The sequence below is a fragment of the Sulfitobacter sp. PR48 genome (genome assembly GCF_028807335.1).
Lineage (GTDB): Bacteria > Pseudomonadota > Alphaproteobacteria > Rhodobacterales > Rhodobacteraceae > Sulfitobacter.
The window spans coordinates 119,203-144,838 of sequence record NZ_JARAMM010000008.1; the positions used below are offsets into that span (position 1 = coordinate 119,203).

The window sequence follows — 25,636 nt, forward strand, 5'->3', positions numbered from 1 at the left end:
ACAGCCTTAACGCCAAACCGGTTACCAAGCCCTTTAACAGGCCGCTGAAAAACGAGTGTGTATGCGATTTTCCAAGCCGCAACTGGGAACTTGTTCGTCGATGCGGTCGCCACAACGCTTGGCGCGGGCTGAAAGCCCGGGCCGCGCCCGACCCTCCCCACGGGAGGGCGCTTTTGCAACGTCACGCAAATCATTGACAGCACAGAGTATTTGCAGCGCGGCACTCTGTTCAAACGTCTGGAACGCGCCCTCCCAGTGTCGGGCGCGTCCCTCTGTGATCCGAACAAACGCCTTTGCAAGGAACAATTTCCCTCCCCAACGACAATACCCGGCGTTTTTCAGCAGCCCTTTAAGACACCGCCGTCTTGCCCGGATTTCCGGTTTCCTGCACCAGAACGCTCTGCGGCAGGCTGACCCTGAAGGCGGTTCCGCTTTCGATCGGCAGATAGATCACCTGCCCGCCGAGCCGCGACATGATCTCCTGGCAGATGGCAAGGCCAAGGCCCACGCCCTCGGCCTCTTCCCCGCTGATCCGAAAGAACTTTTCGAAGATGACCGATTGCACGTCCGCGTCGATCCCGCTGCCGTTGTCGACAAAGTCGATCCACAGGCCCCCGGCATGGCGGCTGGTACGGATGGTCAGTGCAGGTTCTGCCGCATCGCAGTATTTGCGCGCGTTGGAGACAAGGTTGATGAAGACCTGCACCAGACGGTCGATATCGGTGTGCAGCACGATATCGGGCGCTTCGGTTTCACGCCGCACCGCCAGCGCAGGCCCTGCCCCGGCCAGCGCCGTTGTCACCGCGCGGTCCATGATGTCGCTCAGCCTGTCCTGCCCCATGCGCAGGGTCACCTGCCCGTTTTCCAGCACCGACAGGTCCAGAAGTTCGTCCAGCAGACGGGTCAGGCGCAGGGTCTCCGAATGGATGATGGAGGCATAGCGCGTCTTGTCGGCCTCCGAGAGTTTGCCCGCATCGCGCAGGATTTCGGAAAACGACCGGATCGAGGTCATCGGCGTGCGCAGCTCATGGCTGATCTGGCTGAGAAACCCATCCTTTTGCAGGGAAAGCTGGGTCAGCTTTTCATTGGCGCTGCGCAGTTTGGCCGCGGTTTCGGTCAATTCGCGGGATTTCTGCTCAAGCTGGTTGGAATATTCCAGCATCTGGGCGGATTCGTCCGCCACCGCCAGCAGGTCCTGCACCGAAACAGAGGTGCCGCCGACGATCTGGCTGACCATGGCATGGGCCGTCGCGGCCCCGACGGAACCTGCCAGCTCCCGCTCCAGCGCCTGCACAAAGGCAGGTGTCGGTTCCGGCAGGCCGCCGGTGATGCCCTGGGCCTCGGCCTCGGCCCGGAAGAAGGCCTGCGCCTCGGGCGCGCCGAGGATACGCTGCGCCATGATCATCAGGTCCTCGCTGCCCGCCACGGAGGCGGTCCAGTTGCGCGCCGGGCCGGAATGTTCCAGCACGTTCACGAACTGCGCGCCCTGAAGACGTTCGATCGGGTCGGGAAAGCTGACAATGGAGACCGCGACGAAGGCCAGCGCGTTCAGCGACAGCGACCAGACCACCGCATGCACCGTCGGGTCCAGCCCCGAGATCCCGAACAGCGCCTGCGGCCGCAGCCAGCTTTGCCCCCAGAGACCCTGGTTGAAGATCTCTGCCGAGAGCGCGGCCCCGACGCCGAAGCTGGGCAGGAGCATGGTAAACACCCAGATGGCAAAGCCGATCCCGAGACCGCAAAGCGCGCCCGACCGCGTGGCGCCGCGCCAGAAAATACCCCCCAGAAGCGCCGGCAGGAACTGCGCCACCCCGCCGAAAGAGATCGTGCCGATGGCGGCAAGCGCGGCGCTGCCGCCGGAGATGCGGTAATAGAGCACGCCAAGCGCGATGATCAGCAGGATCGACAGCCGCCGCGCCAGCAGGACCACCTGCCTGACATCGCCCGATTGCACCGCGCTGCCATGGCGGGTGCTGAGCCAGATCGGCATGACGATATGGTTCGACACCATGGTGGAGAGGGCCAGCGTGGCCACGATCACCATCGAGGTGGCCGATGAAAATCCGCCCAGGAAAGACAGCATCGCCAGCCCGTTCTGCCCCTGGCTCAGCGGCAGGCTGAGCACAAAGAGATCAGGGTTTGACCCGGGCGGCATCAGGTCCAGCCCCACCACCGCGATGGGCACCACAAAGAGGCTCATCAGCATCAGGTAAAGCGGAAAGGCCCAGGAGGCGATCTGCAGATGCCGTTCCTCGTCATTCTCGACCACCATGACCTGAAACATGCGCGGCAGGCAGACAAAGGCCGCCGCCGACAAGAGCGTCAGCGTGGCCCAGCGTCCGCCCTGCACCTGCCATTCCCCGATGGCCGAGGCATCGACCCGTGCCAGCGTCTGTTCCACCCCGCCGCCAAGGCTCCAGACCACGAAAATGCCCACGGCCAGCGAGGCGACAAGTTTCACGATGGCCTCCACCGCCACGGCGATCACCACGCCGTGGTGGCGTTCGTTGACGTTGAGGTTCCTTGTGCCGAAAAGCACGGTGAAGAGCGCCAGCCCTGCCGCCACCCACAGGGCCGCGCTGACCGGGTTGTAGCTGCCGCCCTCCCCGTTTGCCGCGAAGATCGACAGCGACAGGACCACCGACTGCAATTGCAGCGCAATGTAAGGGGTGACACCGATCACCGCCATCAGGGTCACGATGATCGCCAGGCTGTTGGACTTGCCATAGCGGCTTGAGATCAGGTCGGCGATGGAGGTGACCCGCTGGCTGCGCCCGATCCGCACCAGTCGGCGCAGGCCCCACCACCAGCCGATCATCACCAGACTGGGGCCAAGATAGATGGTGACATATTCCAGCCCCGAGCGCGCCGCATAGCCGACGGCGCCGTAAAACGTCCAGGCGGTGCAGTAGATCGACAGCGACAGCGTATAGACCAGCGGAGAACGCAGCAGTGCGCCGCCCTTGCCCCGCAGCGCCGCGCGCTCTGCCAGGAAGGCGACAAGGAACAAGCCGGCCACATAGGCCAGGCAGACAATGACAAGTTCGTTCAGTGCCACCATCAGCGCGGCCGGGGCGGATCGTCCGCGCCATCCTCTGCGGCACCGCGCCCGGTGCGCCACCACAGGGCCAGCGCCCCGAGGATCAGCACCACCCAGACCCCGAAGAGATAGCGCAGGGCGGAGGACATCGGGATCGGCGCGCCCTGCCCGTCGCCCGGCACCGCCCAGAGCAGCGGCACCATCCACAGGGCCAGCCCCACGAAAGGCAACAGGCGCACGGCATCCATCGCCCGGCGCATCCGGTAGCTGCGCCGTTCAAGAAACAGGCGTCGCGCGGGCATCCCGGCCCTCAGGCAGAGGCCGTCAGTTCGCGCACGGCCTCCAGCATCTCGGCATTGGAAAAGGGTTTGGTCATGAATTTGCTCACCCCGGCCTTGCGGGCCATTTCGCGGTCGCGGCTCTGGCCGCGGGCGGTCAGCATCATCACCGGCAGATCGGCAAAGGCCGGATCGGCCCTCAGATCATGCAAGATCTCGAACCCGCTGCGGCCCGGCAACATCACATCCAGCAAAACCAGATCCGGGCGGGCCTTGCGGATCACCTCCACCGCGTTCAGCCCGTTTGCCAATGTCTCCACCCGCCATCCGTCATTCGACAGGACAAAGCGGATCGCTTCGGCGATGTTCAGCTCGTCCTCCACCAAAACGACATGTTTGCTCATGCGCGGTTTTCCCTCCCCATGCGGCCTGTTGCGGCCGCGCTTCAACATGCACCGGAAGATGCGACCTGTCAAAGCTCCGAATTTGCCTGCGACCGCAAAGGTTTGAGCGAAAGGGCCAGGGGCGCGTGCCGCAGTTGTGCCAGGCTCAGGCCCCGGCGCTGAGGATCGACGGTTCGCGCCGGGCGCTGCAGTTCTCATGCGGGCAGACCCGGCAGGTTGCCCCCACCGGAACCCCGAATGTGCCGCCTTCCGGCACCGGCAGCAGCAGCATCATGGCATGTACCAGCGGCGGGGCGTTGTAGCCCTGCGGCGTCACCGGTTCGCTGACCGCATAGCACTGGAACTGCGCCTGCGCCCGGCCCAGCTGGCTGACCCGTTGCGCGATGATCGTGCCCGGTTGCCCAAGCGCCGCGAACAGGGGCCAAAGCGGGCAGCAGGCACCGTGGCGCGGCACCGAAAAACCATCCACCGTCTTGCGAAAGGTGACCGTGCCGGAGCGGTCGCAGACGATCATCCCGGCCTCTAGCTCCGGCAGCGCGGCAAGCCTGCGCAGCACCCGCCCGACCGGCTGTTCCAGCGCGCGCGCAAGCGCAACCGGATCCACCCCCGAGACCGCAAGGGCGGCGCGCAGACGGGCAAGGGGCAATTGTGCGGCATCCCGCGCGATCTGGCGCAGGACGATACGGGCGATGAAAAGCGCGGCAGGCGTGCGCAGGACGGGATCGTCCGCCAGCATCCCACTGATCAGCGCATCGGTGTCGGCGGCGCCTTCAAGCATCTCGAAACTGAAATCGCGCGCAGAGAGGAAAGCCTCCACCTCCTCCTGCGGGGAACTGGCGGCATCCTCCGCCCCGGGTTCCGCATCAAGATAGGCCACCAGATTCTGCGCGCTGGCGGACAGCCGGTCACTGTCCTCGTTCAGGTTGGCATGAAACCGGTCGCGCCATTCCGGTTGCAGCGTCTTGGTCTCTGCCAGGATCGAGGCGGTGGAGCGGATCGCGGCAGCCGTCGTCAGAAGCTCGTGGATGGAGGCCGCCAGATGCGGATCATGGCCCAGCCTGTCGGTCAGCGCCTCCACCGTGGTCTCCAGCGCATCGAGGCGGCGGCGGGTGCCTGCCAGCACATCGGCCCAGCCCGGAAACCGCCCGGCGAATTCGTCGGCCCGGTCCGCTTCCGCCCCGCTCAACCCCGCCTCATGGGCCGCCTCGCGCAGGGCGGCGACCAGCGTCGCTTCGGCCCCTTCGGTCAGGGTTTGCGGCTCCACCTCCAGGGCGGCGGCGATGTCCAGCAGCAGCTTGCCGCCGATTCTGCGCTTGTTGTGTTCGATCAGGTTCAGGTAGCTGGCGGAGATCCCGATGGCGCGCGCCAGGTCGGCCTGCTTGAGCGATGCCATGATCCGCCTTTCGCGGATCCGGCTGCCGGTCAGCGCCTCACGCGCCATGGCAAAAACATCCGGTAAAACTGTGCAATTTCAACGTGTTTCTGCGCTGCAATATCATGATATTTACAATCTCGATAAACTCATTGCGAATATATTTACAGGATTATTCAGAATTTAAAAGGACTTATTGATGGGTTTCACAAGCCGGGTGATAAAGTATTTGCACAATAGTGCCGCGTGTGTCGGACGGAGGAAGCCGGCATGCGTTTACAAATCGGGAGGAATTCATGTCATTTTCGAAACTGACACGTCGTGGTCTGATCAAAACCAGCGCCGTGGCCGGTGCAGGTCTTGCGCTGCCCACCTATCTGCGTGCTGACGCCCATTCCGGGTTTACCAATGCGCCCACCGGCGACACCGTCACATTCGGCTTCAACGTGCCGCAGACCGGCCCCTATGCCGAAGAGGGCCTTGACGAGCTGCGCGCCCAGGAGCTGGCAGTCCAGCACCTGAACGGCGAAGGCGACGGCGGGATGATGAACACTTTCAGCTCCAAGGCGCTGAAGGGGAACGGCATTCTGGGCAAGAAGGTCACTTTCGTGACCGGCGACACCCAGACCAAATCGGACGCCGCCCGCGCATCCGCCAAGGCGATGATTGAAAAAGACGGCGCCATCATGATCAACGGCGGCTCGTCCTCGGGCGTGGCTGTTGCGGTTCAGGGTCTCTGCCAGGAAGCTGGCGTGATCTTCATGGCCGGTCTTACCCACTCCAACGACACCACCGGCAAGGACAAGAAAGCCAACGGTTTCCGTCACTTCTTCAACGCCTATATGTCCGGCGCCGCGCTGGCGCCCGTGCTGGCGAAGGAATACGGCAAGGACCGCCGGGCCTATCACCTGACAGCCGATTACACCTGGGGCTGGACGCAGCAGGAATCCATGGCCGCCGCCACCGAGGCGATGGGCTGGGAAACCGTCAACAACGTGCTGACGCCGCTGGCCAGCACCGACTTCTCGTCCTACATCGCGCCGGTGCTGAACTCGGGCGCCGATGTGCTGGTTCTGAACCACTACGGCGGGAACATGGTGAACTCGCTGACCAACGCGGTGCAGTTCGACCTGCTGAACAAGGAAGTGAACGGCAAGAAGTTCGAAATCGTCGTGCCGCTCTACTCCGAACTGATGGCCGCAGGTGCGGGCAAGAACGTGCAGGGCGTGATCGGGTCGATGAACTGGAACTGGCAGCTTCAGGATGAAGGCTCCAAGGCCTTTACCAAGTCCTTTGGCGAAAAATATGGCCGTCCGCCCTCGAACTCCGCGCATACCTGCTACGTGCAGACGCTGCTTTATGCGGATGCGGTCGAACGTGCCGGGTCGTTCAACCCCTGCGCGGTTGCCGAAGCGCTCGAAGACTTCGACTTCGACGGCATGGGCAACGGTCCGACCACCTATCGCGGTGCCGACCACCAGTGTTTCAAGGACGTGCTTGTCATGAAGGGGACCGAGAACCCGTCCAATGAGTACGACACGCTGGAAATCGTCGAAGTCACGCCGCGCGCGCAGGTCGAGTATGAACCCGACCACCCGATGTTCGCCGGTGGCGACCTGGGCGAATGCAACCCGGGCGCCTGAGCCGGACCTACCAGGAGGGCGGGACACTCCCCGCCCTTCCCTCTTAAACGACCCGCCAGCCCCGGTTTCGACCGGCGGCTGCGCGCATACCTCGGGTGGGGATCATGGACGCTATCCTTCTTCAAATTCTTAATGGTCTCGACAAGGGGTCGGCCTATGCGCTGATCGCCTTGGGGCTGACACTGATCTTTGGCACATTGGGCGTGGTCAACTTTGCCCATGGCGCCCTGTTCATGATCGGTGCCTTCTGTTCGGTGACGCTGCAAAAGATCCTGACTATCAGCACCATCAGCATCGACGAGACGCAGAAGGATTTCCTTGGCCGTCCGCTGGAGGTGAAAACCCCGATCATGGAGAACTGGTTCGGCCCCGAGATCGGCGGGCTGATCATCGACTGGTCGGTGCCACTGGCGATCCTCTTTGCCATCCCGGTGATGCTGGTGATCGGCTATGTGATGGAACGCGGGCTGATCAAGCATTTCTACAAACGCCCCCATGCCGACCAGATCCTGGTGACCTTTGGCCTTGCCATCGTGCTGCAGGAGGTCATCAAGTATTTCTACGGTGCCAACCCGATCCCCACGCCTGCGCCCGACGCCTTCCGCGGCAGCTTCGACTTCGGCGCCCTGCTGGGGCTGGATACGGCACTTGCCTATCCCTATTGGCGGCTGGTCTACTTTGCCTTCTCGGCGGTGATCATCGGGGCCGTCTTTGCCTTTCTGCAATTCACCACCTTCGGCATGGTCGTCCGCGCCGGCATGGCGGACCGCGAAACCGTGGGCCTGCTGGGCATCGACATCGACCGCCGCTTTACCATCATGTTCGGCATCGCCGCCGCCGTCGCGGGCCTCGCGGGCGTCATGTATGCGCCGATCAACTCACCCAATTACCACATGGGCATGGATTTCCTCGTGCTCAGCTTCGTCGTGGTGGTCGTGGGGGGCATGGGCTCCCTGCCCGGCGCGGTGCTGGCCGGCTTCATGCTGGGCATCCTGGAATCCTTTGCCTCGATGAACGAGATCAAGGCGATCCTGCCCGGCATCGACCAGATCATCATCTATGTGGTGGCAATCATCATCTTGCTGACACGTCCCCGAGGCCTGATGGGCCGCAAGGGCGTGATGGAGGAATAAGACATGTTCGGCACCGCAAAAAGAGACACCGCCCTGTTGATCATCGTCGCCATCCTGACGCTTTTCGCACCCTTCCTGCTCAACCCCTTCCCGGCGGGATCGGCCATGGCGCAATTCAACGCGGGTTATCCCGACCTGATGCAGCGCTTTGTGATCTTCGGCATCTTCGCCATCGGGTTCAACATCCTGTTCGGCCTGACCGGCTATCTCAGCTTTGGCCATGCGGCCTTTCTCGGGGTCGGTTCCTATGCCGTGGTCTGGATGTACAAGCTGCTGGATTACAACATCATCTGGGGTCTGCCGCTGGCGATCGTGATTTCGGGCGTCTTTGCCCTGATGATCGGCTTCATCTCGCTGCGGCGCTCCGGGATCTACTTTTCGATCCTCACGCTGGCCTTTGCCCAGATGATGTTCGCAATCAGCTACTCTGACCTTCTGGGCCGCTTCTTTGGCACCACCATCACCAATGGCGAAACCGGCTTGCAGGTCTACCGTTCGGACCCGCAGGTCCTGATCGACAGCTGGGAAAGCGTGCCGCACCTGCTGGGCCTGGTCGAGATGCGCAGCACCTATACCATGCGCCTGGGCGACTGGTCCTTCGACTTCAACGCCGGTTACTACTTCTGTGCGGTGATCATGCTGCTGACCTTCTACCTTGCCATCCGCATCTTCCGCTCGCCTTTCGGCATGATGCTGCGGGCGGTGAAGTCGAACCAGCAAAGGATGAACTATACCGGCCTGAACACCCGTCCCTATGCGCTGGCCGCCTTCGTGATCTCGGGCATGTACGCCGGGCTGGCCGGCGGGCTGATGGCCGCGATGGACCCGCTTGCCGGGGCCGAACGGATGCAATGGACAGCCTCGGGCGAGGTTGTGCTGATGACGATCCTGGGCGGCACGGGCACGCTGATCGGCCCGGTGCTGGGCGCCGGTTTCATCAAGTACTTCGAGAACATCTTCTCCAAGATCAACGACAACGTGCTGCACAGCTGGTTTTCCTTCCTGCCGGACGGGATCGAGGATTTTCTGGTGGTCATCGTGCATCCCTTTGTGGGCAAGGGCTGGAACCTGACCCTGGGCCTGATGTTCATGATCGTCGTGATCTTCCTGCCCGGCGGCCTTGTGGAGGGTGGCCAGCGCATCGCGCGGCTGTTCCGCCGCAAAAGTGCCAGGAACGACGCGCCTGACGGCTCCAAGACACCCGCGGAATAAGGACCGACACAATGGCAATTCTCGAAGTCAAGAACGTGGGCAAACGCTTTGGCGGTCTGCAGGCCCTGAGCAACGTGAACCTGAGCGTGGCGGAAAACTCCTGCCATGCGATCATCGGACCCAATGGTGCGGGCAAATCCACCCTGCTGAACTGCCTGGTGGGCAAGCTGATCCCGGATACCGGGTCCGTCATGTTCGACGGGCAATCGGTGCTGGGGCGAAAACCCTATGAGATCAACCAGATGGGCATCAGCCGCGTGTTCCAGACGCCGGAAATCTTTGGCGACCTGACGGTGATGGAAAACATGATGATCCCCTGTTTCGCCAAGCGCGACGGCGCGTTCGAGCTGAACGCCATCACATCGGTGACCAGCCAGCGCGACATCGTCGAAAAGGCGGAGCATATGCTGGAGGACATGAACCTGATCGACAAGCGCGGGATGCATGCCGCCTCCATGTCGCGGGGCGACAAGCGCAGGCTTGAGATTGCCATGTGCCTGGCACAGGACCCCCGCCTGCTGCTGCTGGATGAACCCACGGCGGGCATGGCGCGGGCCGACACCAACAACACCATCGACCTGCTGAAACGCATCAAGGACGAGCGCGACATCACCATCGCGATCATCGAACACGACATGCATGTTGTGTTCTCCCTGGCCGAGCGGATCACCGTGCTGGCGCAGGGCACCCCGCTGGTCGAAGACACGCCTGAAAAGATCAAGGGACATCCCAAGGTCCGCGAAGCCTATCTGGGTGAATCCCAGGATGCCGCATAGACCGGGCTTGCCCCACCCGACCGCCAAAGGACAGGTTTCATGAACACCCAAACCCTCGAAAAGAACGCCAACCACGCCGCCACCGCCCCCGCCTTTCTGTCGGTCTGGGATCTTGAGGCCTATTACGGCGAAAGCTACATCGTGCAGGGCATCAGCTTTAACGTGCACGAGGGCGAAATCCTGGCGCTGCTGGGCCGCAACGGCGCGGGCAAGACATCGACCCTGCGCGCCATCGCGCGGCTGGCCTCCCCCGAGGTGCGCAAGGGGGAAATCTGGCTCGACCACAAGCCCCTGCACAAGATGAAGGCGCATGAGGCCTCGCAATGGGGGCTGGGTCTGGTGCCCGAGGACCGCCGTATCATTCCCGGCCTGACGGTTGAGGAAAACCTGAAGCTGGCGCAGATCGCGCCGCCCATCGGCTGGTCGCTGGACCGGCTTTACGAGCTGTTCCCGCGTCTGGGCGAACGCAAGAATCAGGAAGGCACCACCCTGTCGGGGGGCGAGCAGCAGATGCTGGCCATCGCCCGCGCCCTGGCCCGCGACATCAAGGTCTTGCTGCTGGATGAACCCTATGAGGGGCTGGCCCCCGTCATCGTGGACGAGATCGAAAAGACGCTGGCCATCATCAAGGAGCAGGGCATCACCACGATCCTTGTGGAGCAGAACGCGATCCGCGCGCTGAAACTGGCCGACCGTGCGGTGATCCTCGATACCGGGGGAATCGTCTTTGACGGCACGGCGCAGGAAGTGCTGGAAAACGAACAATTGCGCGCCGAATACCTCGCGATCTGATCGCCCGCCGGGTGCCGTTGTCAGGCGTCCGGCCACACCGGCTTTCACGCCCATTGTGACATGAGGCGCAGGCCGGGCGGGGTGCCTGCGATGCGGCTTGCGCCTTGTGGCGAAAGTTCGGTTTCAGGCCATTCCCCCGCGCGGAATCAAGGCCGCAGGCCGCCATGCAGCGGTGAAGCACCGGTTTGGCTCGGTATTTCTGCGACAGCTGCCACGCCAGGGCCGGTGAGAAATTGCCCCTGCGATGAACCCTATGGAGCCTCGATGCGTTGGACCTCAGACGGTCCAACAGGCCCGAGCAATCGCAAGGAGCAAATTCATGAAACACACCCTCCCCGCCCTCGCCTCAACTTTGTCGCTCATCGCCGGTGTCGCCCTGGCCTCCAGCCATGCCAGCGCCCCCGAACCCGTGGCCACAGCCGACATCAAGACATTGGACGGCACCGTTCTGGGCACCGCCACGGTGACCCCCGGCACCAATGGCATCCTGATCCACCTGAAGGTCGAAGGCGCAGCGCCGGGGCCGAAGGGTGTGCATCTGCACCAGATTGGTGACTGCGACCCCGCAACCGAGTTCAAATCTGCCGGGCCGCATATCGGAGACGCCGACAACGCGCATGGCCTGCTGCACCCCGACGGGCCACATGCCGGCGATCTGCCGAACCTCTATGTCGGCGCGGATGGCACCGGCGAGATGCAGGCGATCACCAGCGCGGTTTCGCTGGAAGAGACACCTGGCGGCTTGCTCGATTCAGATGGTGCCAGCGTGATGATCCATGCCGAAGGGGATGACCATTTCACCCAGCCCGGCGGCAATACCGGGGCAAGGCTGGCCTGCGGGGTCCTGGAACCCGCTTCCTGACACGTCTTTGACTTCGTCCCCGGATCGCCCGGCGGCCCGGGGGGGCGCGGTCAGAGGCATCCGGTACGCAAGCTGCCGCCCGCCTCAGCCAATGTGCCAGGTTCGTCATCACCTGCTGCCCGCGACATGCCGACAGTCGCCACCCGCCACAACTGGCGGCTTTCAATGCCGGGACCCATGTCTTATAACCGGGCAAAACGTCACGGCCCGCGCAGCGCCGGACAAGAGGGAAACGTCGAGGAATATATGACCAAAAACACCCATGACGCAGATGTCGCCTTTATCCGGGCATTGGCGGAACTGCTGAACGAAAATGACCTGACGGAGCTTCAGGTCAAGCGAGACTATGCCGAGGACGACAGCCTGAATGTGCGCGTCAGCCGCAAACCGCCGCAGCAGATCATGGCGCCCCAGCAAATTCAGGCAGCCCCGCCCCCGATGGCATCGCCCGCGCCCGCACCGATGAATGCCCCCGCAGCAGCATCCGCATCCGGGGCAGAGGACGATCCGGCAAGCCACCCCGGCGCGGTCGTGTCGCCCATGGTCGGCACCGTCTATATGCAGGCAGAACCGGGCGCGCCCGCCTTTGTCACGGTCGGCAAATCCGTGTCAGAGGGTGAAACCCTGCTGATCGTCGAGGCGATGAAAACCATGAACCACATCCCCGCCCCGCGCTCCGGAACCGTCAAGCGCATCCTGGTGGGTGACGGCGATGCCGTCGAATTCGGTGCGCCCCTGGTGATTATCGAATAAGGCACTGACAATGTTTAATAAAATTCTTGTCGCAAACCGGGGTGAAATCGCGCTGCGCGTGATCCGTGCCGCGCGCGAAATGGGCATCCAGTCCGTCGCGGTGCATTCGACCGCCGACAGTGACGCCATGCATGTGCGGATGGCCGACGAATCCGTCTGCATCGGCCCGCCCTCCTCTGCGCAATCCTATCTGTCGATCCCCTCGATCATCGCCGCCTGCGAGATCACCGGGGCAGAGGCGATCCACCCCGGCTATGGCTTCCTGTCGGAAAACGCGGGATTCGTGCAGGTGATCGAGGATCACGGGCTGACCTTCATCGGCCCCACTGCCGAACATATCCGCATCATGGGCGACAAGATCACCGCCAAGGAAACCATGCGCAAGCTGGGCGTTCCCTGCGTGCCGGGCTCTGAAGGCGGCGTGGCGACACTGGAAGAGGCCAGGCGCCTGGGCGAAGAGATCGGATACCCCGTCATCATCAAGGCCACCGCAGGCGGCGGCGGCAAGGGCATGAAGGTGGCAGGTTCTGCCGCCGAGATGGAACGCGCCTTTCAGACCGCCCGTGCGGAAGGCAAATCCAACTTTGGCAACGACGAAGTCTATATCGAGAAATACCTCACCACTCCGCGCCACATCGAGATTCAGGTCTTTGGCGACGGCAAGGGGCGCGCGGTGCATCTGGGCGAACGCGATTGTTCGCTGCAGCGCCGCCACCAGAAGGTGTTCGAAGAAGCCCCCGGCCCTGCCATCAGCGCGGAGGAACGCGCGCGCATCGGCAAGACCTGCGCCGATGCCATGGCCGATATCAATTATATCGGCGCGGGCACCATCGAATTCCTTTACGAGAACGGGGAATTCTACTTCATCGAGATGAACACCCGCCTTCAGGTCGAACATCCGGTGACCGAAGGCATCTTCGGGGTTGATCTGGTACGCGAGCAGATCCGGGTGGCCAGCGGCCTGCCCATGTCGTTCCAGCAGGAAGACCTGAAGATCAACGGCCACGCGATCGAAGTCCGCATCAATGCGGAGAAATTGCCCAACTTCCGTCCCTGCCCGGGCCGGATCACCCAGTATCATGCGCCGGGTGGCCTGGGGGTGCGGATGGATTCCGCACTTTATGACGGCTATTCGATCCCGCCCTATTACGACAGCCTGATCGGCAAGCTGATCGTACATGGCCGCGACCGGCCCGAAGCGCTGGCACGGCTGGGCCGCGCCCTGGGCGAGCTGATCGTGGATGGCGTGGATACAACCGTGCCGCTGTTCCACGCGCTGCTGGGTGAAGAGGACATTCAGACCGGCAACTACAACATTCACTGGCTCGAACACTGGCTGGAAACCAATCTCGGCGACGGCTGACGCCGATGACGGAACTGACGCCGGAACTGGTGCTGCGCGGCTACGGGATCGGCATTTTCCCGATGGCCGAACACCGCGACGACCCGGAGATTTTCTGGGTCGATCCGCGGCGGCGGGGCATCCTCCCGCTGGACGGGTTCCACCTTTCGCGGTCCCTTGCCAAGGCGATGCGGCGGACGGGTTTTGACGTGACCGTCAATCAGGATTTTGCCGGCGTGGTTGCCGCATGTGCCGACCGCACCGACACCTGGATCAACGCCGAAATATCAAGCCTTTACAGTGCGCTGCACGCCAGGGGCAATGCGCATTCGCTTGAAATCCGCGAAGCGGGCACGCTGGTCGGCGGGGTCTACGGCGTGACCCTGGGGGCCGCGTTCTTTGGCGAAAGCATGTTCTCGCGCCGCACCAATGCGTCGAAAATGGCCCTTGCGGCAACGGTGCTACGGCTGCGCGATGCGGGGTTTTCACTGTTTGACGCGCAGTTCCTGACCGATCATCTCGCCTCGCTCGGCGCGGTAGAGATCACGCGGGCGCAATATCACCTGAGACTGGAGAAGGCGCTGGCAGCCCATGCGGATTTTGCAGCACCGCCGGTTCTGCCGCTTCAGGAGGTGGTGCAGCGTATGACCCAGACGTCATAGCGCCGATGCTCCAGCGCTGACAGCGCCGGGGAGGATGCGATCATCCAGCCGGAAAACACCGTGCCGGTCTTGCCGGTTTCCGAGATTTCAAGCTCTGCAAAGGCGTCGCCGGATGGGTTGCCCGCCGGATAGCGGCATTCATTCAACACGATATCAAGATTGCCCAGCCGTGCCGACTGGCCCGCGCGCAGCTCTATGTCGCTGGTGTGGCCAGAGGTCTTGTCCAATGCACGCAGCACGGCGCCGGAGGCGCTGGTCACGTCCTGCGCGGCGGCAGGCAGGGCAAGACATGCACCAAGAACAAGACATCTGATCATGTTGACCGCTTTCGGAGGCGCCGGGATCACTCCGGGCTCCAGGCCTCGTAGTCGGACCGGTCCTTTGGATGTGCCTGCCGGATCGAGCCCGCAGGCGCATAGGCCAGCGCGGTGCCGGTCAGGTTCTCCACATGGGGTTTTTCCCAGGCCTTGTGCACCAGCGGCTTGTCACTGGGCGGCTCGTCCCAGGTGCGGTGCAGCCAGCCGTGCCAGTCGGGGCTGACGCGGGAGGCTTCCATGTCGCCGTTGTAGATCACCCAGCGCTTGGAATCGTCGGCATTGCGGTAATAGATGTTGCCCTGGTCATCCTCACCCACGCGGGTGCCCTTGCGCCAGGTGAAGAGCTGGGTGTTCAGCGTCTGCCCGTCCCACCATGTCAGCGCCCGGAATATCGTGTTGAGAATGCCCATGAAACTCTCCGCTCTTGTTGGGGCTGTTATGCACCATCGCTGCCGCAGGGTCCAGCGGGTGTTGCAGCAAAGACTCCCTCCTGCGCGACATGTGGCCCCTCCTGCATCGCGTATTGGCCTGTCAGGCGATGCTCCTTATTGTTTCGAAAACGGAGACACCCATGGCCACCAAGAGCAAGACCCGCAAGCATGTCGCTGAATGTCACGGCGTCAAGGTGCCCGACAGCCCGATGATGACCCCGGAACGGGCCGAGCGGATCAATGCGGCGCGCTATGAGGGTCAGGAGATTGCCGGCGCGCTTGAGGTCATCCGACCCGGCGACCGGGTTCTGGAAATGGGTGCGGGCATCGGGCTGGTCGGCGCGATTGCCGCAAGGAACGGCAAGCCGGAAAAAGTTCTGTCCTTTGAGGCAAATCCCGGGCTGATCCAGCATATCAACACGCTCTACCGGCTGAACGACCTGCAGGACCGGATCGAGGTTCGCAACGAGGTGCTGATCAGCGCGCCCAATCCGCCGGAAACCGTGGCCTTTCACATCCGCAATTCCTACCTTGGTTCCTCGCTCATCGACACCGACAAACGCGCCACAACGCGGGTCGAGGTGCCGACCGCGCGCTATGACGAGGTGCGCCGCGACTTTGCCCCGACGGTCCTGTTGATGGACATCGAAGGCGGAGAGCTGGATTTCCTGCGCCATGCCTCGCTTGAGGGCATCCGCGCCATCGTTCTTGAATTCCACCCCGCCGCCTATGGCAAGGAAGGGATGCGCGAATGCAAATCCATCCTGGAACGCGCAGGCTTTGCCAAGGTGCCGGAACATTGCACGCGCCAGGTCTGGACCTGCACATTCGACGCCAGCCTGCGCCCGCCGGTGCCGGACATGGGGTGGTCCTGCGATCAGCAAACCCTTGAAGGGGCCATTGTCGTGCCACCCGCCGACAGCGGCTTTGTCCAGCCCGTCGGGGTGCTGGAAAGCAACGGCAGCTATCACGGCGCCGGGGCGCTGTGGCGCAACGGGCGCGCGTTGACGGTGGCACCGCCGATGCCGCAAGGCGATTTGCCCCTGCGCGAGGGCACCTGGCTTTGGGGTGGTGTGCTTTGGGCGCATTTTGGTCATTTCCTGGTGGAAAGCACCGCGCGGCTTTGGGCGCTGGAAACCCTGGGCTCCGATATCGACGGCATCCTCTTTGTCCCCAAGCGGCCCAAGACCGGCGAGGAAGTGCAGCCGTTCCAGAAGGATTTCATTGAGCTGATGGGCAGTGACCTCCCGGTGGTCAGCCTGACCGCGCCCACACGGGTCGAGCGGCTGATCGTGCCGGGTCAGGGCTTTGGCCTTGGCACCATGATCACCGGCACCCAGCCGTTCCGCGACGCGATCGCCGCGCGGTTTGGCCGCGATGTGCCCGCCGAAGGGCCGGAAAAGCTCTATATCAGCCGCAGCGGCCTGCCCTCGGGCCGGGGCAATCTGGTGGGCGAAACCGAGCTGGAGGAGAAGCTCTCCGCCGAGGGCTATGTGATCTATCACCCCGAAAAGCACGATCTGCGCAGCCAGATCGCCACCTACAAGGCGGCCCGCCAGATCATTGCCGCCGAAGGATCGGCGCTGCATCTGCTGGCAATGGTGGCTGATCCGGCGGCACAGGTGGCGATTGTCGTGCGCCGCCCCTCCGGTGCCACGCGCAACCTTGAGCAGCATCTGATGTCCTTCGCCGGGATCACCCCGCTGACAATCGTCCAGTTGGCCCGGTCGTGGAAACCCCTGGGTGCCGCCAAACCGCGGCTCTGGATGGGCGAGCTGGACATGCCCGCCCTGCAGTCGGCACTGGCCGAGGGCGGGTTTATCTCTTCCAAATCAGGCACATGGGCGCCACTGGACCCGAAAGAAGTGCAGGAACGCCTTGGCGGCCAGTTCGAGGAAGTCGCCTGAACCTCTAAAGCGCCCCGCCTTAAACTTGAAACGCCGATACCCTGCCGCGCCTCGCGCCGCCCCGTGGGGGCGGAACGGCGCGGCCCGACAGGAACTGTTGGGCGGGAAGGATGTGAGCGGAGAAAATGGTCCCGGGCCAATCGCGTCTACCTTGAGACACAACTCAGGCCCTGGCCAGCGCCGTCACCTCGATCTCGATCCGGTACTTCGGGTCGATCAACCCGCATTCGATCATCGTTGCCGCGGGCGGATGCGCCCCGAAGGTGGCCTGCAACAGCGGCCAGCAGGGTTCGAACTCTGCCCGGTCCGGCAACATGTAAGTGACCCGCACCACATCGGCAAAACCCACGCCGGCCTCGGTCAGCGCCTGCCCGATGATGTCAAGCGCGGACCGGCATTGTTCCACCACATCATCGCCCTGCCCCACGGTGCCGGCCACATGCACAAAGCCGCCCGCGACCACGGCGCGGCAATAGCCGATCTTCGGCTCAAAAGCGCCGCCTGAGAAAATACGCTGCATTCTGTCATTGCTCCTGTTGTAGATCGGCCCGATGGCGTCAGCCGCGCCGTCATCGGGGTTGCCTTCGTTTCATGGCACGAAAAAGGGCGCGCCACCCGGCACGCCCTGTTTCAAGTCAAATCGCATTCTGGCGCTCCGCCTCACGGATCACCCGGCGGTGGCCGATTCCTTCTCGGCGTCGCTGTGGATCATGAGCGGCGCGGCGTCGGACATCACCGCCTCTTCGTTGACCACGACCTCATTCACTGAATCCAGCCCCGGCAGTTCGAACATCGTGTCCAGCAGGATGTCCTCCAGGATGGAGCGCAGGCCCCGCGCGCCGGTCTTGCGTTCGATGGCGCGTTTGGCAATCGCTTTCAGCGCATCGTCGGTAAAGGTCAGCGCGGTGTCTTCCAGTTCGAACAGGCGCTGGTATTGCTTGACCAGCGCGTTCTTGGGCTGGGTCAGGATGGTGACAAGCGCGTCCTCATCCAGGTCCTCAAGCGTTGCCAGAACCGGCAGACGGCCGACAAATTCCGGGATCAGACCGAATTTCAGCAGATCCTCAGGCTCCAGATCGGTAAAGATCTCGCCAATGCCGCGCGCATCCTTGTCGCGCACGTCAGCGCCAAAGCCCATGGCAGAGCCCTTGCCCCGTGCCGCGATGATCCGGTCAAGTCCGGCGAAGGCGCCGCCACAGATGAACAGGATGTTGGTCGTGTCCACCTGCAGGAATTCCTGCTGCGGATGCTTGCGCCCACCCTGCGGCGGCACCGAGGCCACGGTGCCTTCCATCAGCTTCAGCAGCGCCTGCTGCACCCCCTCGCCCGAGACATCGCGGGTGATCGAGGGGTTTTCCGACTTGCGGGTGATCTTGTCGACCTCGTCGATATAGACGATGCCGCGCTGCGCCCGTTCCACGTTGTATTCAGAGGACTGAAGCAGCTTGAGGATGATGTTCTCCACATCCTCGCCCACGTAACCGGCCTCGGTCAGGGTGGTTGCATCCGCCATGGTGAAAGGCACATCCAGAATCCGCGCCAGCGTCTGCGCCAGCAGCGTCTTGCCGCAGCCGGTGGGGCCGATCAGCAGGATGTTGGATTTCGCCAGCTCGATGTCACCGCCCTTCTGGGCGTGATTCAGACGTTTGTAGTGGTTGTGAACCGCAACCGAGAGCACCTTTTTCGCGTTCTGCTGGCCAATCACGTAATCGTCCAGCACGTCGCAGATGTCCTTGGGCGTCGGCACACCGTCCGTCGCCTTCAGCCCGCTCGCCTTGGTCTCTTCACGGATGATGTCCATGCAAAGCTCGACGCATTCATCACAAATGAACACAGTGGGGCCTGCAATCAGCTTGCGCACCTCGTGCTGGCTTTTACCGCAAAAGCTGCAATAGAGGGTGTTCTTGCTGTCACCGCCGGAATTATTCGCCATGTCAGCCCTTTCAGGTCTGCTTTTTCGCTCAATCGACGCGCATGCGCGCCACTCGTATGGTCAACCCTAGGCCACGCCCCCCCAGCCACAATCGCAAAATCGTCACAGTCGCGAGGGCGTGTGGACCTGTGTTATTTTTTCTTCTGCGCGTCGGGATCATCCGCCTTGCCGCGGCTTTCCACGATCTCGTCGATATGGCCCCATTCCTTGGCCTCTTCCGGGGTCATCCACAGGTCGCGGTCCAGCGCCTTCTGGACGGCCTTCAACGTCTGGCCGGAGTGTTTGACATAAAGTTCGTACATCCGTTCACGGGTGCGTTCGATGTGGCGCGCGGAAATCAGGATGTCTTCTGCCTTGCCCTGCGAACCGCCGGAGGGCTGGTGGATCATCACTTCGCCATTGGGCAGCGAGAACCGCAGCCCCTTTTCGCCGCCGATCGCAATCACCGACCCCATGGAGGCCGCCATGCCGCAGATCAGGGTCGAGACCTTGGGCTTGATGTATTGCATTGTATCGTAGATCGACAGACCCGCCGTCACCTCCCCCCCGGGGGAGTTGATGTACATGCTGATTTCCTTGGACGGATTTTCCGCCTCAAGGTGCAGCAGTTGCGCCACGACAAGGTGGCTCATGCCGCTGTGAATCGGACCGTTCACAAAGATGATCCGCTCCTTCAGCAGGCGCGAGAAGATGTCATAGGCGCGTTCGCCCCGGCTGGTCTGCTCGACCACCATGGGGACCAGCGTGTTCATGTAGGTATCATATGGATCGTTCATCGTCTCTGCCTGTCGTTATCGTTCGCTGGACCATACCCGCAAACTCTTACCCAGAGATTAGTCGCGGCGCAGAGGGGGTTCAAGGGGGGCCGGTCCGCCTTGCTCCGCCGCTTGTGCGATCTGACTGACGCAATTGATTAAAAGCCTCGAAATGCCTGTTCCGGCAGCACGCCCCGAAGGGTCGGCGAAATGCCGGCATGGTGGCGGCAGATGCAGGGTTCACCCCTTTACGACAACCGGTGCCGGGGTGGCCGTGACCTGCCCGCGCCGGGTGATGTAGCGCACCAGCGCCGGTTCCAGCGCGGTGCCGCCCCCCGCTTGCAGCAAGGCGACCGTGATCTCCTCCGCCGGGTCCAGCGCGCGTCCGCCCGCAAGCAGGGTCAGATCGGAAATGCGCGCGCCCTCGGGGGCCCCCGGCGCAATGGCAAAAGACAGGCCCGCCGCCCGCATCATCCGGCTGTCCTGCCGGGCAAAGGGGTCTTCGGCAAAGGCCGCATGGGCCGCCGCTTCCAGCAGCACCGCAACGGCCGCTCCGGTCAGGCGGCGCTTGACCAGATGCCGCCCCTGCGCCACCTGCGCCAGATGCCGCGTCAGGATCGGCTGGCCCGGCAATATCGTCTCTGCCGCGCGCAGGGGCGGCACCAGCGCCAGGTCGGCCCCCGTCTCTGCCAGCATCGCATCCCCGATCAGCGCCTCCCAGGTGCCGCTGAAACTGTCGCGATGATGCAGCATATCGGCCGCGCTGCCGACCGCTGCATCCGCCTCCGTGCCCAGGGCCTGCAGGGCCGTGGCATCCGGCCTGATCAACTCGCTGAAAACCGGGATCAGCCCATGGCGCAGATCAGCCATCTGCCCGTCCTTCACCGCGATATCGACGCGGGTCACGAACCGGCCCTGTGCCCCGGAAGCGACGATATGCGTGCCGCCCAGCACCTCCGGCTCTGGCAGGGCATGGCCCGAGCGCCCCGAAAAGATCAGATCGACCCCTTCCAGCCCCGAGGCAAGGGCGCGGTCCGCTTCGAACCCCATCTGCGACAGCAGGATGACAACAGCCGCCCCGGCGGCACGGCGCGCGGCGACGGCCTGTTGCAGCCCCTCCAGCGAAAATCCGGTCTCCGGACGGTGCGGATCGGCCAGGCCGATCACGGCAACCTGCGCCCCGCCCCGCGTGAAAACCGCGTGATCCGGCTGGCCCTCCGCATTGGCGGCCAGCGCGCCGGGGGGTGGCTGCGGCACCGCGCGGTCGAAGGTTTGTGCATCCGGTTTGAGCAGAGCCCCCGCCAGATCCGTACCGCTGCCGCCCCCGTCCAGCAGGATGGCACCGGGCCGCGCGCTGCGGACCGCGCCGATGACAGTGGCCAATTGCGCCAGCCCGCCCATGGGGCCATAGATGGCACCCAGCGCGTCAAAGCCTTCGGCGGTCATCGCGGCATCCATCGGGGTGCGCCCGCCGATCCCGTAGCGGATGCGCAGCGCCTCGCCCGTCAGGTTCGGCACCCGGTCAGGGCCATAACGCACCGCCGCAGGGCGCAGATGATGCGGCTGGACCATGCCGCACAGATCGCTGAAATGCAGCAGGGTGATGTCGCCTAGGGGGTAGAAATCCAGCAGCGCCGCCTGATCATAGCGGTCCTGTGCCATCCCCTGCCGCGCCGACAGCCCAAGCCCGGCACCGGCGGCAATCATCTGCCCCAAGACCTCGCGACGCGTTATCATTTTCGCCCGTTCCCTGTACTGGCGCCCCCGATGGGCGACCGGTGCCAGCTTGCCCGCTTGCCCCCCTTGTCGCAAGGCCCGGCACCGCTGCCTGCGGAGAATGACCAAAGACACGGGACATCGCCGGGATTTTACGTCAGTTTTGTCATGAAACGACAACACTTCGACGTCAAAGACGGCGCAGCGAAACACAGCCAGAGGATTCCCGCAATGAAGCGCAGCGACATCGTCAACGACCCCAGCATCGGCAACAAGGCCGAAGCCTTTGAAGCCTTCGATGACATCCCGACAAACCCCAACCTGGGCCGCACCATCGGCGATGTGATCAACGCCCGCTACGGGCGCCGCGACATGTTGCGCGGGATGCTGGGTGTCTCGGCCACGACGGCGCTGTTCGGCACCTCCGCGCTGATCGCGCCGAAACAGGCGCAGGCGGCAGATGCCGGCAGCCGCTATGTCTTTGACGAGGTGACGGCGGGCAATGACGAGACCCACCATGTGGCCGAAGGCTATGACGCGCAGATCCTGCTGCGCTGGGGCGATCCGATCATGGCCGACGCGCCGGAATTCGACGTGATGAACCAGACGGCGGCGGCGCAGCTCAAGCAGTTCGGCTACAACAACGACTATGTGGGCTTTGTCCCGCTGAACGACGAGGGCACGCGCGGGCTGCTTTGCGTCAACCACGAATACACCAATGAAGAGGTCATGTTCCCCGGTCTGGGCCGCCAGGACCGGGACGGTTTCTCTGGAATGACGCCCGAGCTGATCGACATCGAGATGGCCGCCCACGGCGGCTCCGTTGTCGAGATCGCGCAAGGTGAAGACGGCCAATGGTCTGTGGTGCGCGACGGCAAGATGAACCGCCGCATCACCCCGCTGGACACCGAAATGACCCTGAGCGGCCCCGCCGCGGGCCATGCGCGGCTGATGACCAATGACGACCCCACCGGCACCAGGGTGATCGGCACGATCAACAACTGCGCGGGCGGCCTGACCCCCTGGGGCACCTGGCTGATGGCCGAAGAGAACTTCCACGGCTATTTCTGGACCGACAACCTCGATGCCGAGGGCAAACCGGTGATCGACAGCGCCAACCCCGAGGCGGTCTCTTACAAGCGCTACGGCGTGCCGGGGGCCTGGTATGCCTGGGGCAAGACCCACGACCGCTGGAACGTCGACCGTGAGCCCAACATGCCGAACAAGTTCGGCTGGGTGGTCGAAGTGGACCCGATGGACCCGACCTCCACCCCCGTCAAACACACCGCATTGGGCCGGTTCCGCCACGAGGGCGCGGAAACCACTGTCGCCTCGGATGGCAAGCTGGTGATCTACATGGGCGACGACAACCGCTTTGATTATCAGTACAAATATGTCTCTGACGGCACCGTGTCGGACGACCGCGCCGCCAATACCAAGCTGCTGGAAGAAGGCACGCTTTATGTCGCGCGCTTTGACGAGGACGGTACGGTCACATGGCTGCCGCTGGTGCATGGCGAAGGGCCGCTGACGGCTGAAAACGGCTTCAACGACCAGGGCGATGTGATGATCGACACGCGCATCGCTGCCGATCTGGTCGGTGCCACCCCGATGGACCGCCCCGAAGACGCGCAGCCGCGCGGCGACGGCACCGCCTATATCATGCTGACCAACAACTCGCGCCGCGAAGAGGCCAATGCCGCCAACCCGCGCCCCGAGAACAACTTTGGCCATATCATCGAGATCAAGGAAGACGGCGGCAACCATTCGGCCACCCGCGGCACATGGTCGATCCTGGTGAAATGCGGCGATCCGGCAATTGCCGAGGTGGGCGCACAGTGGAACCCCGAAACCTCGGAAAACGGCTGGTTCGGATCTCCCGACAACTGCGTCATCGACGCGGACGGGCGGCTGTGGATCTCTACCGATCAGGGGTCGAACTGGGGCAAGACGGGCAAGTCGGACGGGCTTTATGCGCTGGAGACCGAAGGCGAGGCGCGCGGCACGTCGAAGCTGTTCTTCCGCTGCCCCGTGGGCGGCGAGATGTGCGGCCCCTACTTCACCGACAATGGCGAGACGCTGTTCCTGGCCGTGCAGCACCCCGGCACCGATGGGACCAAGGACCTCGCGGGTTTTGAGCGCGACTCGACCTTCGAAGACCCGGCAACCCGCTGGCCGGACTTCGACCCCGCCATGCCGCCGCGCCCCTCTGTGGTGGTGGTCACCAAAAAGGGCGGCGGCAAGATCGCGGTCTGAAATCGCTGCCATTGACGAAGGGGCCCTGCTTGCGGGGCCCCTTTCTGTTGGGTGCCTTGCGCAACCAACGTTGTGTCAGATCGGGGGGCGACCGGAACAGCAGCGCTTTGTGCCGAGCGCAGTGAAGGGTTGCTTTGAGCCCTTTCCGCTTCCCCCGCGCGGAAGCAAGGCCGCAGGCCGCCGCGCGGCTTGACGTTACGCAGCGTTCACATCAGGCTTTTCCGATCCTGGGTTTTTGCCTCTGCGCCCTGGGGGCCAGTAACCCCGATCAGGGATAGTCCCGAGAAATCAACGTGCCATCAAGCATCATCGGCAGGTACAGCGTGCTTCCGTCAGATGAAATATCGGCAAGCCCCGGTGCAAACTGGGCCTTCTGCGTTGCCACACCGTCACGCCCGATTTCGAACAACCCGCCCGTCACCCAATCGCTCACGAGGATTGCGTCGTCGATGCGGGTGATGCCGTCGATGTTGCCGATGCCCGGCGCGACGACGCTGATCTCCCTTGTGTCCAATGAGACGGACAGCAGCGACCCGGGCGTTTCGGTTGTGAAATCGTCGCGCAGGCCGGCGCCCCATGACCCGACAAGCAGCCGTCCTTCATCAAGGAAAACGCCGTTGGGGTGGGCAAGCTGCGGGTCGCTGAGCCAGAGCGTGAACGCCCCATCGGCGTAGCGCCACAGGCTGTCCGTCATCAGATCGCTCACAAAAGCGACCTCCCCATCGGAAGTGACGTCATTGAGAAAGACGGCCTCCGGCATGGCAATGGACCGGCGGATTTCTCCCGTGGCAAGGTCGACCTCGTGCAGTCTGGTCAGGTCCGCAACCAGCAGCACGTCGCCCAGGATCGCCATTCCCTTCGGTGCGTCCAGCCCCACCGCCCAATTGGCGTCGATTACCTCACCCTCCGGTGACAAAAGCACAAGGCTGCCCTGCCCGTCGGCAACGCCCGGATTGCCGATGATCGTGCTGAGAATGATCCTGTTTCGCGCCCTATCGAACACGGCCGATTCCGGCATGTCGAAACCACCCGCAGTCCAGTTTTCATCCGCCAGTACGGCGCCTGTGTTCAGGACCAGAGCCAGCCCTGCCAACATCGTTTTCTTGATCATATCCAAATCCTCATTTGACCTGAGACGAGTTACTGATAATGATCGAAATGGAGAATATTTAACTTTTGGGTATCAATTTTCGATACCAAAATGTGGAAAGCAGCATCAGAGAGGCCGCCGTGCAAGCGAGAATTTTCGAAACACTCAAGACGGTGTTGCGGGCGCGCAAGATCACCTATGCGGAGCTTGCCCGCAGGCTCGAAACCTCCGAGCCGACGATCAAACGCGTCTTTGCCGCACGCGACGACAAGCTGAGCAGGATCGTCGAAATCTGCGATGCGCTGGGGCTGTCGCTGGAAGACGTGGTGGCACAGGCCAGACGTACAACGGTCACGCCGGTCATGCTCGGGGACCGTATCGAGGCGCAACTGGCCGGCGATCCCTCGCTGTTCAACTTCTTCATTCTGCTGCACGATGGCATGCCCGTCGAAGAAATCGCGCGCCAGTTCAAGCTGGAGCCGGGCGATACGCTCAGGATGGGGCAGCAACTTGAACGGCTTGGACTTGCTGAAGTGCAGGCAACCGGACGCATCCGCCTGTTATTGGAGCATCCGATCCAGTTCAGGCGCGACGGGCCGTTGCATCGTGCCCTGATGAAGATCAACCTCGATTTTGTCCGTCAGGTTTTTCTGGCACCGGACACCGAGGCCGCCGCCTTTCTGACCCAGTCACGCCGGATATCGGACGATACGGCCCGCCATATGATGACGGAGTTGCGCAGGCTGAACCGCGAGCTGTCCGAAATGGCGCGGCAGGATCAGCTGACGCTGCCCGCATCTGCGCTCAAAAGCCATAAGCTCAGTCTGGCCTGGTCCCGCGTCCAGTTCTCCAGCCTGCTGACGATTGAGGGCAAGTAAGGGATATAGCCGGGTCTGATATGCGGTCTGTGCCACAGCAGATCTTCGCGCGGAATCAGGGCCGCAGGCCGCCGCGCTTCATGC

Annotated in this window: 23 protein-coding genes; 12 read left to right on the forward strand and 11 right to left on the reverse strand. The window is 63.2% G+C overall.

Annotated features, from left to right (window positions below; all coding sequences use genetic code 11):
- Nucleotides 1-349 precede the first annotated feature (349 nt).
- From PVW51_RS12395 to PVW51_RS12410, 4 genes are all read right to left on the reverse strand, one after another.
- On the reverse strand, nt 350-3,061 hold the full coding sequence (locus PVW51_RS12395; RefSeq protein ID WP_269364393.1) for an ATP-binding protein: 2,712 nt from the start codon (nt 3,059-3,061) through the stop codon (nt 350-352).
- The gene (locus PVW51_RS12400; protein ID WP_269364395.1) at nt 3,061-3,342 is read right to left on the reverse strand and encodes a hypothetical protein; all 282 of its coding nucleotides are present in this window, start codon (nt 3,340-3,342) and stop codon (nt 3,061-3,063) included. Before PVW51_RS12400 ends, PVW51_RS12395 begins: the two co-directional genes overlap by 1 nt.
- An 8-nt stretch (nt 3,343-3,350) precedes the next feature.
- Nucleotides 3,351-3,722: a response regulator transcription factor gene (locus PVW51_RS12405; protein WP_114273307.1), complete on the reverse strand. Its 372-nt coding sequence runs from the start codon at nt 3,720-3,722 to the stop codon at nt 3,351-3,353.
- 145 nt (nt 3,723-3,867) lie between these two features.
- Nucleotides 3,868-5,163: a helix-turn-helix transcriptional regulator gene (locus PVW51_RS12410; protein WP_274575314.1), complete on the reverse strand. Its 1,296-nt coding sequence runs from the start codon at nt 5,161-5,163 to the stop codon at nt 3,868-3,870.
- Between the two features lie 227 nt (nt 5,164-5,390).
- Between PVW51_RS12410 and PVW51_RS12415 the strand changes: the two genes are divergently transcribed.
- From PVW51_RS12415 to aat, 9 genes are all read left to right on the forward strand, one after another.
- Nucleotides 5,391-6,737 carry a substrate-binding protein gene (locus PVW51_RS12415; RefSeq protein WP_269364399.1) on the forward strand — a complete coding sequence of 449 codons (1,347 nt, stop codon included), beginning with the start codon at nt 5,391-5,393 and terminating at the stop codon, nt 6,735-6,737.
- Nucleotides 6,738-6,841: 104 nt separating this feature from the next.
- Nucleotides 6,842-7,870, forward strand: a complete 1,029-nt coding sequence (locus PVW51_RS12420; RefSeq protein ID WP_114273310.1) for a branched-chain amino acid ABC transporter permease — start codon at nt 6,842-6,844, stop codon at nt 7,868-7,870.
- Between the two features lie 3 nt (nt 7,871-7,873).
- On the forward strand, nt 7,874-9,082 hold the full coding sequence (locus PVW51_RS12425; RefSeq protein ID WP_274575316.1) for a branched-chain amino acid ABC transporter permease: 1,209 nt from the start codon (nt 7,874-7,876) through the stop codon (nt 9,080-9,082).
- Between the two features lie 11 nt (nt 9,083-9,093).
- Nucleotides 9,094-9,858: an ABC transporter ATP-binding protein gene (locus tag PVW51_RS12430; RefSeq protein WP_274575317.1), complete on the forward strand. Its 765-nt coding sequence runs from the start codon at nt 9,094-9,096 to the stop codon at nt 9,856-9,858.
- Between the two features lie 39 nt (nt 9,859-9,897).
- Complete coding sequence (locus PVW51_RS12435; RefSeq protein WP_269364407.1) at nt 9,898-10,650, forward strand: ABC transporter ATP-binding protein; 753 nt, start codon at nt 9,898-9,900, stop codon at nt 10,648-10,650.
- Nucleotides 10,651-10,969: 319 nt separating this feature from the next.
- On the forward strand, nt 10,970-11,512 hold the full coding sequence (locus PVW51_RS12440) for a superoxide dismutase family protein (protein ID WP_274575319.1): 543 nt from the start codon (nt 10,970-10,972) through the stop codon (nt 11,510-11,512).
- Nucleotides 11,513-11,758: 246 nt separating this feature from the next.
- Nucleotides 11,759-12,265: an acetyl-CoA carboxylase biotin carboxyl carrier protein gene (accB, locus tag PVW51_RS12445; protein WP_269364411.1), complete on the forward strand. Its 507-nt coding sequence runs from the start codon at nt 11,759-11,761 to the stop codon at nt 12,263-12,265.
- A gap of 10 nt (nt 12,266-12,275) precedes the next feature.
- Nucleotides 12,276-13,628, forward strand: a complete 1,353-nt coding sequence (gene accC / locus PVW51_RS12450; protein WP_269364413.1) for an acetyl-CoA carboxylase biotin carboxylase subunit — start codon at nt 12,276-12,278, stop codon at nt 13,626-13,628.
- A gap of 5 nt (nt 13,629-13,633) precedes the next feature.
- Nucleotides 13,634-14,269 (forward strand): leucyl/phenylalanyl-tRNA--protein transferase, encoded by a 636-nt coding sequence (gene aat, locus PVW51_RS12455; RefSeq protein ID WP_274575320.1) that lies wholly within the window; start codon nt 13,634-13,636, stop codon nt 14,267-14,269.
- On the opposite strand, the gene PVW51_RS12460 is transcribed toward aat, so the two are convergent.
- Both PVW51_RS12460 and PVW51_RS12465 read right to left on the reverse strand, forming a co-directional pair.
- Nucleotides 14,233-14,586: a DUF2155 domain-containing protein gene (locus tag PVW51_RS12460; RefSeq protein WP_274575322.1), complete on the reverse strand. Its 354-nt coding sequence runs from the start codon at nt 14,584-14,586 to the stop codon at nt 14,233-14,235. The two genes, aat and PVW51_RS12460, sit on opposite strands and share 37 nt — an antisense overlap.
- Before the next feature lie 26 nt (nt 14,587-14,612).
- Entirely contained in the window at nt 14,613-14,996 is a 384-nt protein-coding gene (locus PVW51_RS12465) for an NADH:ubiquinone oxidoreductase subunit NDUFA12 (RefSeq protein ID WP_114273317.1), read from the reverse strand.
- A 161-nt stretch (nt 14,997-15,157) separates the two neighbouring features.
- On the opposite strand from PVW51_RS12465, the gene PVW51_RS12470 reads away from it, so the two are divergent.
- A complete protein-coding gene (locus tag PVW51_RS12470) occupies nt 15,158-16,924 on the forward strand; it encodes an FkbM family methyltransferase (RefSeq protein ID WP_274575325.1) in 1,767 nt (588 codons plus the stop codon).
- 163 nt (nt 16,925-17,087) lie between these two features.
- Here the strand turns inward: PVW51_RS12470 and PVW51_RS12475 are convergent, their stop codons facing one another.
- The 4 genes from PVW51_RS12475 to PVW51_RS12490 all read right to left on the reverse strand — a co-directional run bounded on the left by PVW51_RS12475 (nt 17,088) and on the right by PVW51_RS12490 (nt 21,349).
- Nucleotides 17,088-17,444: a RidA family protein gene (locus PVW51_RS12475; protein WP_114273319.1), complete on the reverse strand. Its 357-nt coding sequence runs from the start codon at nt 17,442-17,444 to the stop codon at nt 17,088-17,090.
- A 147-nt stretch (nt 17,445-17,591) separates the two neighbouring features.
- Nucleotides 17,592-18,857 (reverse strand): ATP-dependent Clp protease ATP-binding subunit ClpX, encoded by a 1,266-nt coding sequence (gene clpX, locus PVW51_RS12480; protein ID WP_269364422.1) that lies wholly within the window; start codon nt 18,855-18,857, stop codon nt 17,592-17,594.
- Nucleotides 18,858-18,988: 131 nt separating this feature from the next.
- Nucleotides 18,989-19,633 carry an ATP-dependent Clp protease proteolytic subunit gene (locus PVW51_RS12485; RefSeq protein ID WP_269364423.1) on the reverse strand — a complete coding sequence of 215 codons (645 nt, stop codon included), beginning with the start codon at nt 19,631-19,633 and terminating at the stop codon, nt 18,989-18,991.
- 219 nt (nt 19,634-19,852) lie between these two features.
- A complete protein-coding gene (locus tag PVW51_RS12490) occupies nt 19,853-21,349 on the reverse strand; it encodes a 5'-nucleotidase C-terminal domain-containing protein (RefSeq protein ID WP_274575326.1) in 1,497 nt (498 codons plus the stop codon).
- 210 nt (nt 21,350-21,559) lie between these two features.
- Between PVW51_RS12490 and PVW51_RS12495 the strand changes: the two genes are divergently transcribed.
- Nucleotides 21,560-23,584 (forward strand): PhoX family protein, encoded by a 2,025-nt coding sequence (locus PVW51_RS12495; protein WP_274575327.1) that lies wholly within the window; start codon nt 21,560-21,562, stop codon nt 23,582-23,584.
- 268 nt (nt 23,585-23,852) lie between these two features.
- Here PVW51_RS12495 and PVW51_RS12500 read toward each other — a convergent pair whose 3' ends face one another.
- Entirely contained in the window at nt 23,853-24,695 is an 843-nt protein-coding gene (locus PVW51_RS12500) for a hypothetical protein (protein WP_274575328.1), read from the reverse strand.
- 119 nt (nt 24,696-24,814) lie between these two features.
- Between PVW51_RS12500 and PVW51_RS12505 the strand changes: the two genes are divergently transcribed.
- A complete protein-coding gene (locus tag PVW51_RS12505; RefSeq protein ID WP_269364429.1) occupies nt 24,815-25,552 on the forward strand; it encodes a helix-turn-helix domain-containing protein in 738 nt (245 codons plus the stop codon).
- Nucleotides 25,553-25,636 lie beyond the last annotated feature (84 nt).

Excerpts from the sequence above, each read along its gene's own strand:
- PVW51_RS12395 (WP_269364393.1), bottom strand. The coding sequence starts at position 3,061 with ATGGTGGCACTGAACGAACTTGTCATTGTCTGCCTGGCCTATGTGGCC.
- PVW51_RS12400 (WP_269364395.1), bottom strand. The coding sequence starts at position 3,342 with ATGCCCGCGCGACGCCTGTTTCTTGAACGGCGCAGCTACCGGATGCGC.
- PVW51_RS12405 (WP_114273307.1), bottom strand. The coding sequence starts at position 3,722 with ATGAGCAAACATGTCGTTTTGGTGGAGGACGAGCTGAACATCGCCGAA.
- PVW51_RS12410 (WP_274575314.1), bottom strand. The coding sequence starts at position 5,163 with ATGGCGCGTGAGGCGCTGACCGGCAGCCGGATCCGCGAAAGGCGGATC.
- PVW51_RS12415 (WP_269364399.1), top strand. The coding sequence starts at position 5,391 with ATGTCATTTTCGAAACTGACACGTCGTGGTCTGATCAAAACCAGCGCC.
- PVW51_RS12420 (WP_114273310.1), top strand. The coding sequence starts at position 6,842 with ATGGACGCTATCCTTCTTCAAATTCTTAATGGTCTCGACAAGGGGTCG.
- PVW51_RS12425 (WP_274575316.1), top strand. The coding sequence starts at position 7,874 with ATGTTCGGCACCGCAAAAAGAGACACCGCCCTGTTGATCATCGTCGCC.
- PVW51_RS12430 (WP_274575317.1), top strand. The coding sequence starts at position 9,094 with ATGGCAATTCTCGAAGTCAAGAACGTGGGCAAACGCTTTGGCGGTCTG.
- PVW51_RS12435 (WP_269364407.1), top strand. The coding sequence starts at position 9,898 with ATGAACACCCAAACCCTCGAAAAGAACGCCAACCACGCCGCCACCGCC.
- PVW51_RS12440 (WP_274575319.1), top strand. The coding sequence starts at position 10,970 with ATGAAACACACCCTCCCCGCCCTCGCCTCAACTTTGTCGCTCATCGCC.
- accB (WP_269364411.1), top strand. The coding sequence starts at position 11,759 with ATGACCAAAAACACCCATGACGCAGATGTCGCCTTTATCCGGGCATTG.
- accC (WP_269364413.1), top strand. The coding sequence starts at position 12,276 with ATGTTTAATAAAATTCTTGTCGCAAACCGGGGTGAAATCGCGCTGCGC.
- aat (WP_274575320.1), top strand. The coding sequence starts at position 13,634 with ATGACGGAACTGACGCCGGAACTGGTGCTGCGCGGCTACGGGATCGGC.
- PVW51_RS12460 (WP_274575322.1), bottom strand. The coding sequence starts at position 14,586 with ATGATCAGATGTCTTGTTCTTGGTGCATGTCTTGCCCTGCCTGCCGCC.
- PVW51_RS12465 (WP_114273317.1), bottom strand. The coding sequence starts at position 14,996 with ATGGGCATTCTCAACACGATATTCCGGGCGCTGACATGGTGGGACGGG.
- PVW51_RS12470 (WP_274575325.1), top strand. The coding sequence starts at position 15,158 with ATGGCCACCAAGAGCAAGACCCGCAAGCATGTCGCTGAATGTCACGGC.
- PVW51_RS12475 (WP_114273319.1), bottom strand. The coding sequence starts at position 17,444 with ATGCAGCGTATTTTCTCAGGCGGCGCTTTTGAGCCGAAGATCGGCTAT.
- clpX (WP_269364422.1), bottom strand. The coding sequence starts at position 18,857 with ATGGCGAATAATTCCGGCGGTGACAGCAAGAACACCCTCTATTGCAGC.
- PVW51_RS12485 (WP_269364423.1), bottom strand. The coding sequence starts at position 19,633 with ATGAACGATCCATATGATACCTACATGAACACGCTGGTCCCCATGGTG.
- PVW51_RS12490 (WP_274575326.1), bottom strand. The coding sequence starts at position 21,349 with ATGATAACGCGTCGCGAGGTCTTGGGGCAGATGATTGCCGCCGGTGCC.
- PVW51_RS12495 (WP_274575327.1), top strand. The coding sequence starts at position 21,560 with ATGAAGCGCAGCGACATCGTCAACGACCCCAGCATCGGCAACAAGGCC.
- PVW51_RS12500 (WP_274575328.1), bottom strand. The coding sequence starts at position 24,695 with ATGATCAAGAAAACGATGTTGGCAGGGCTGGCTCTGGTCCTGAACACA.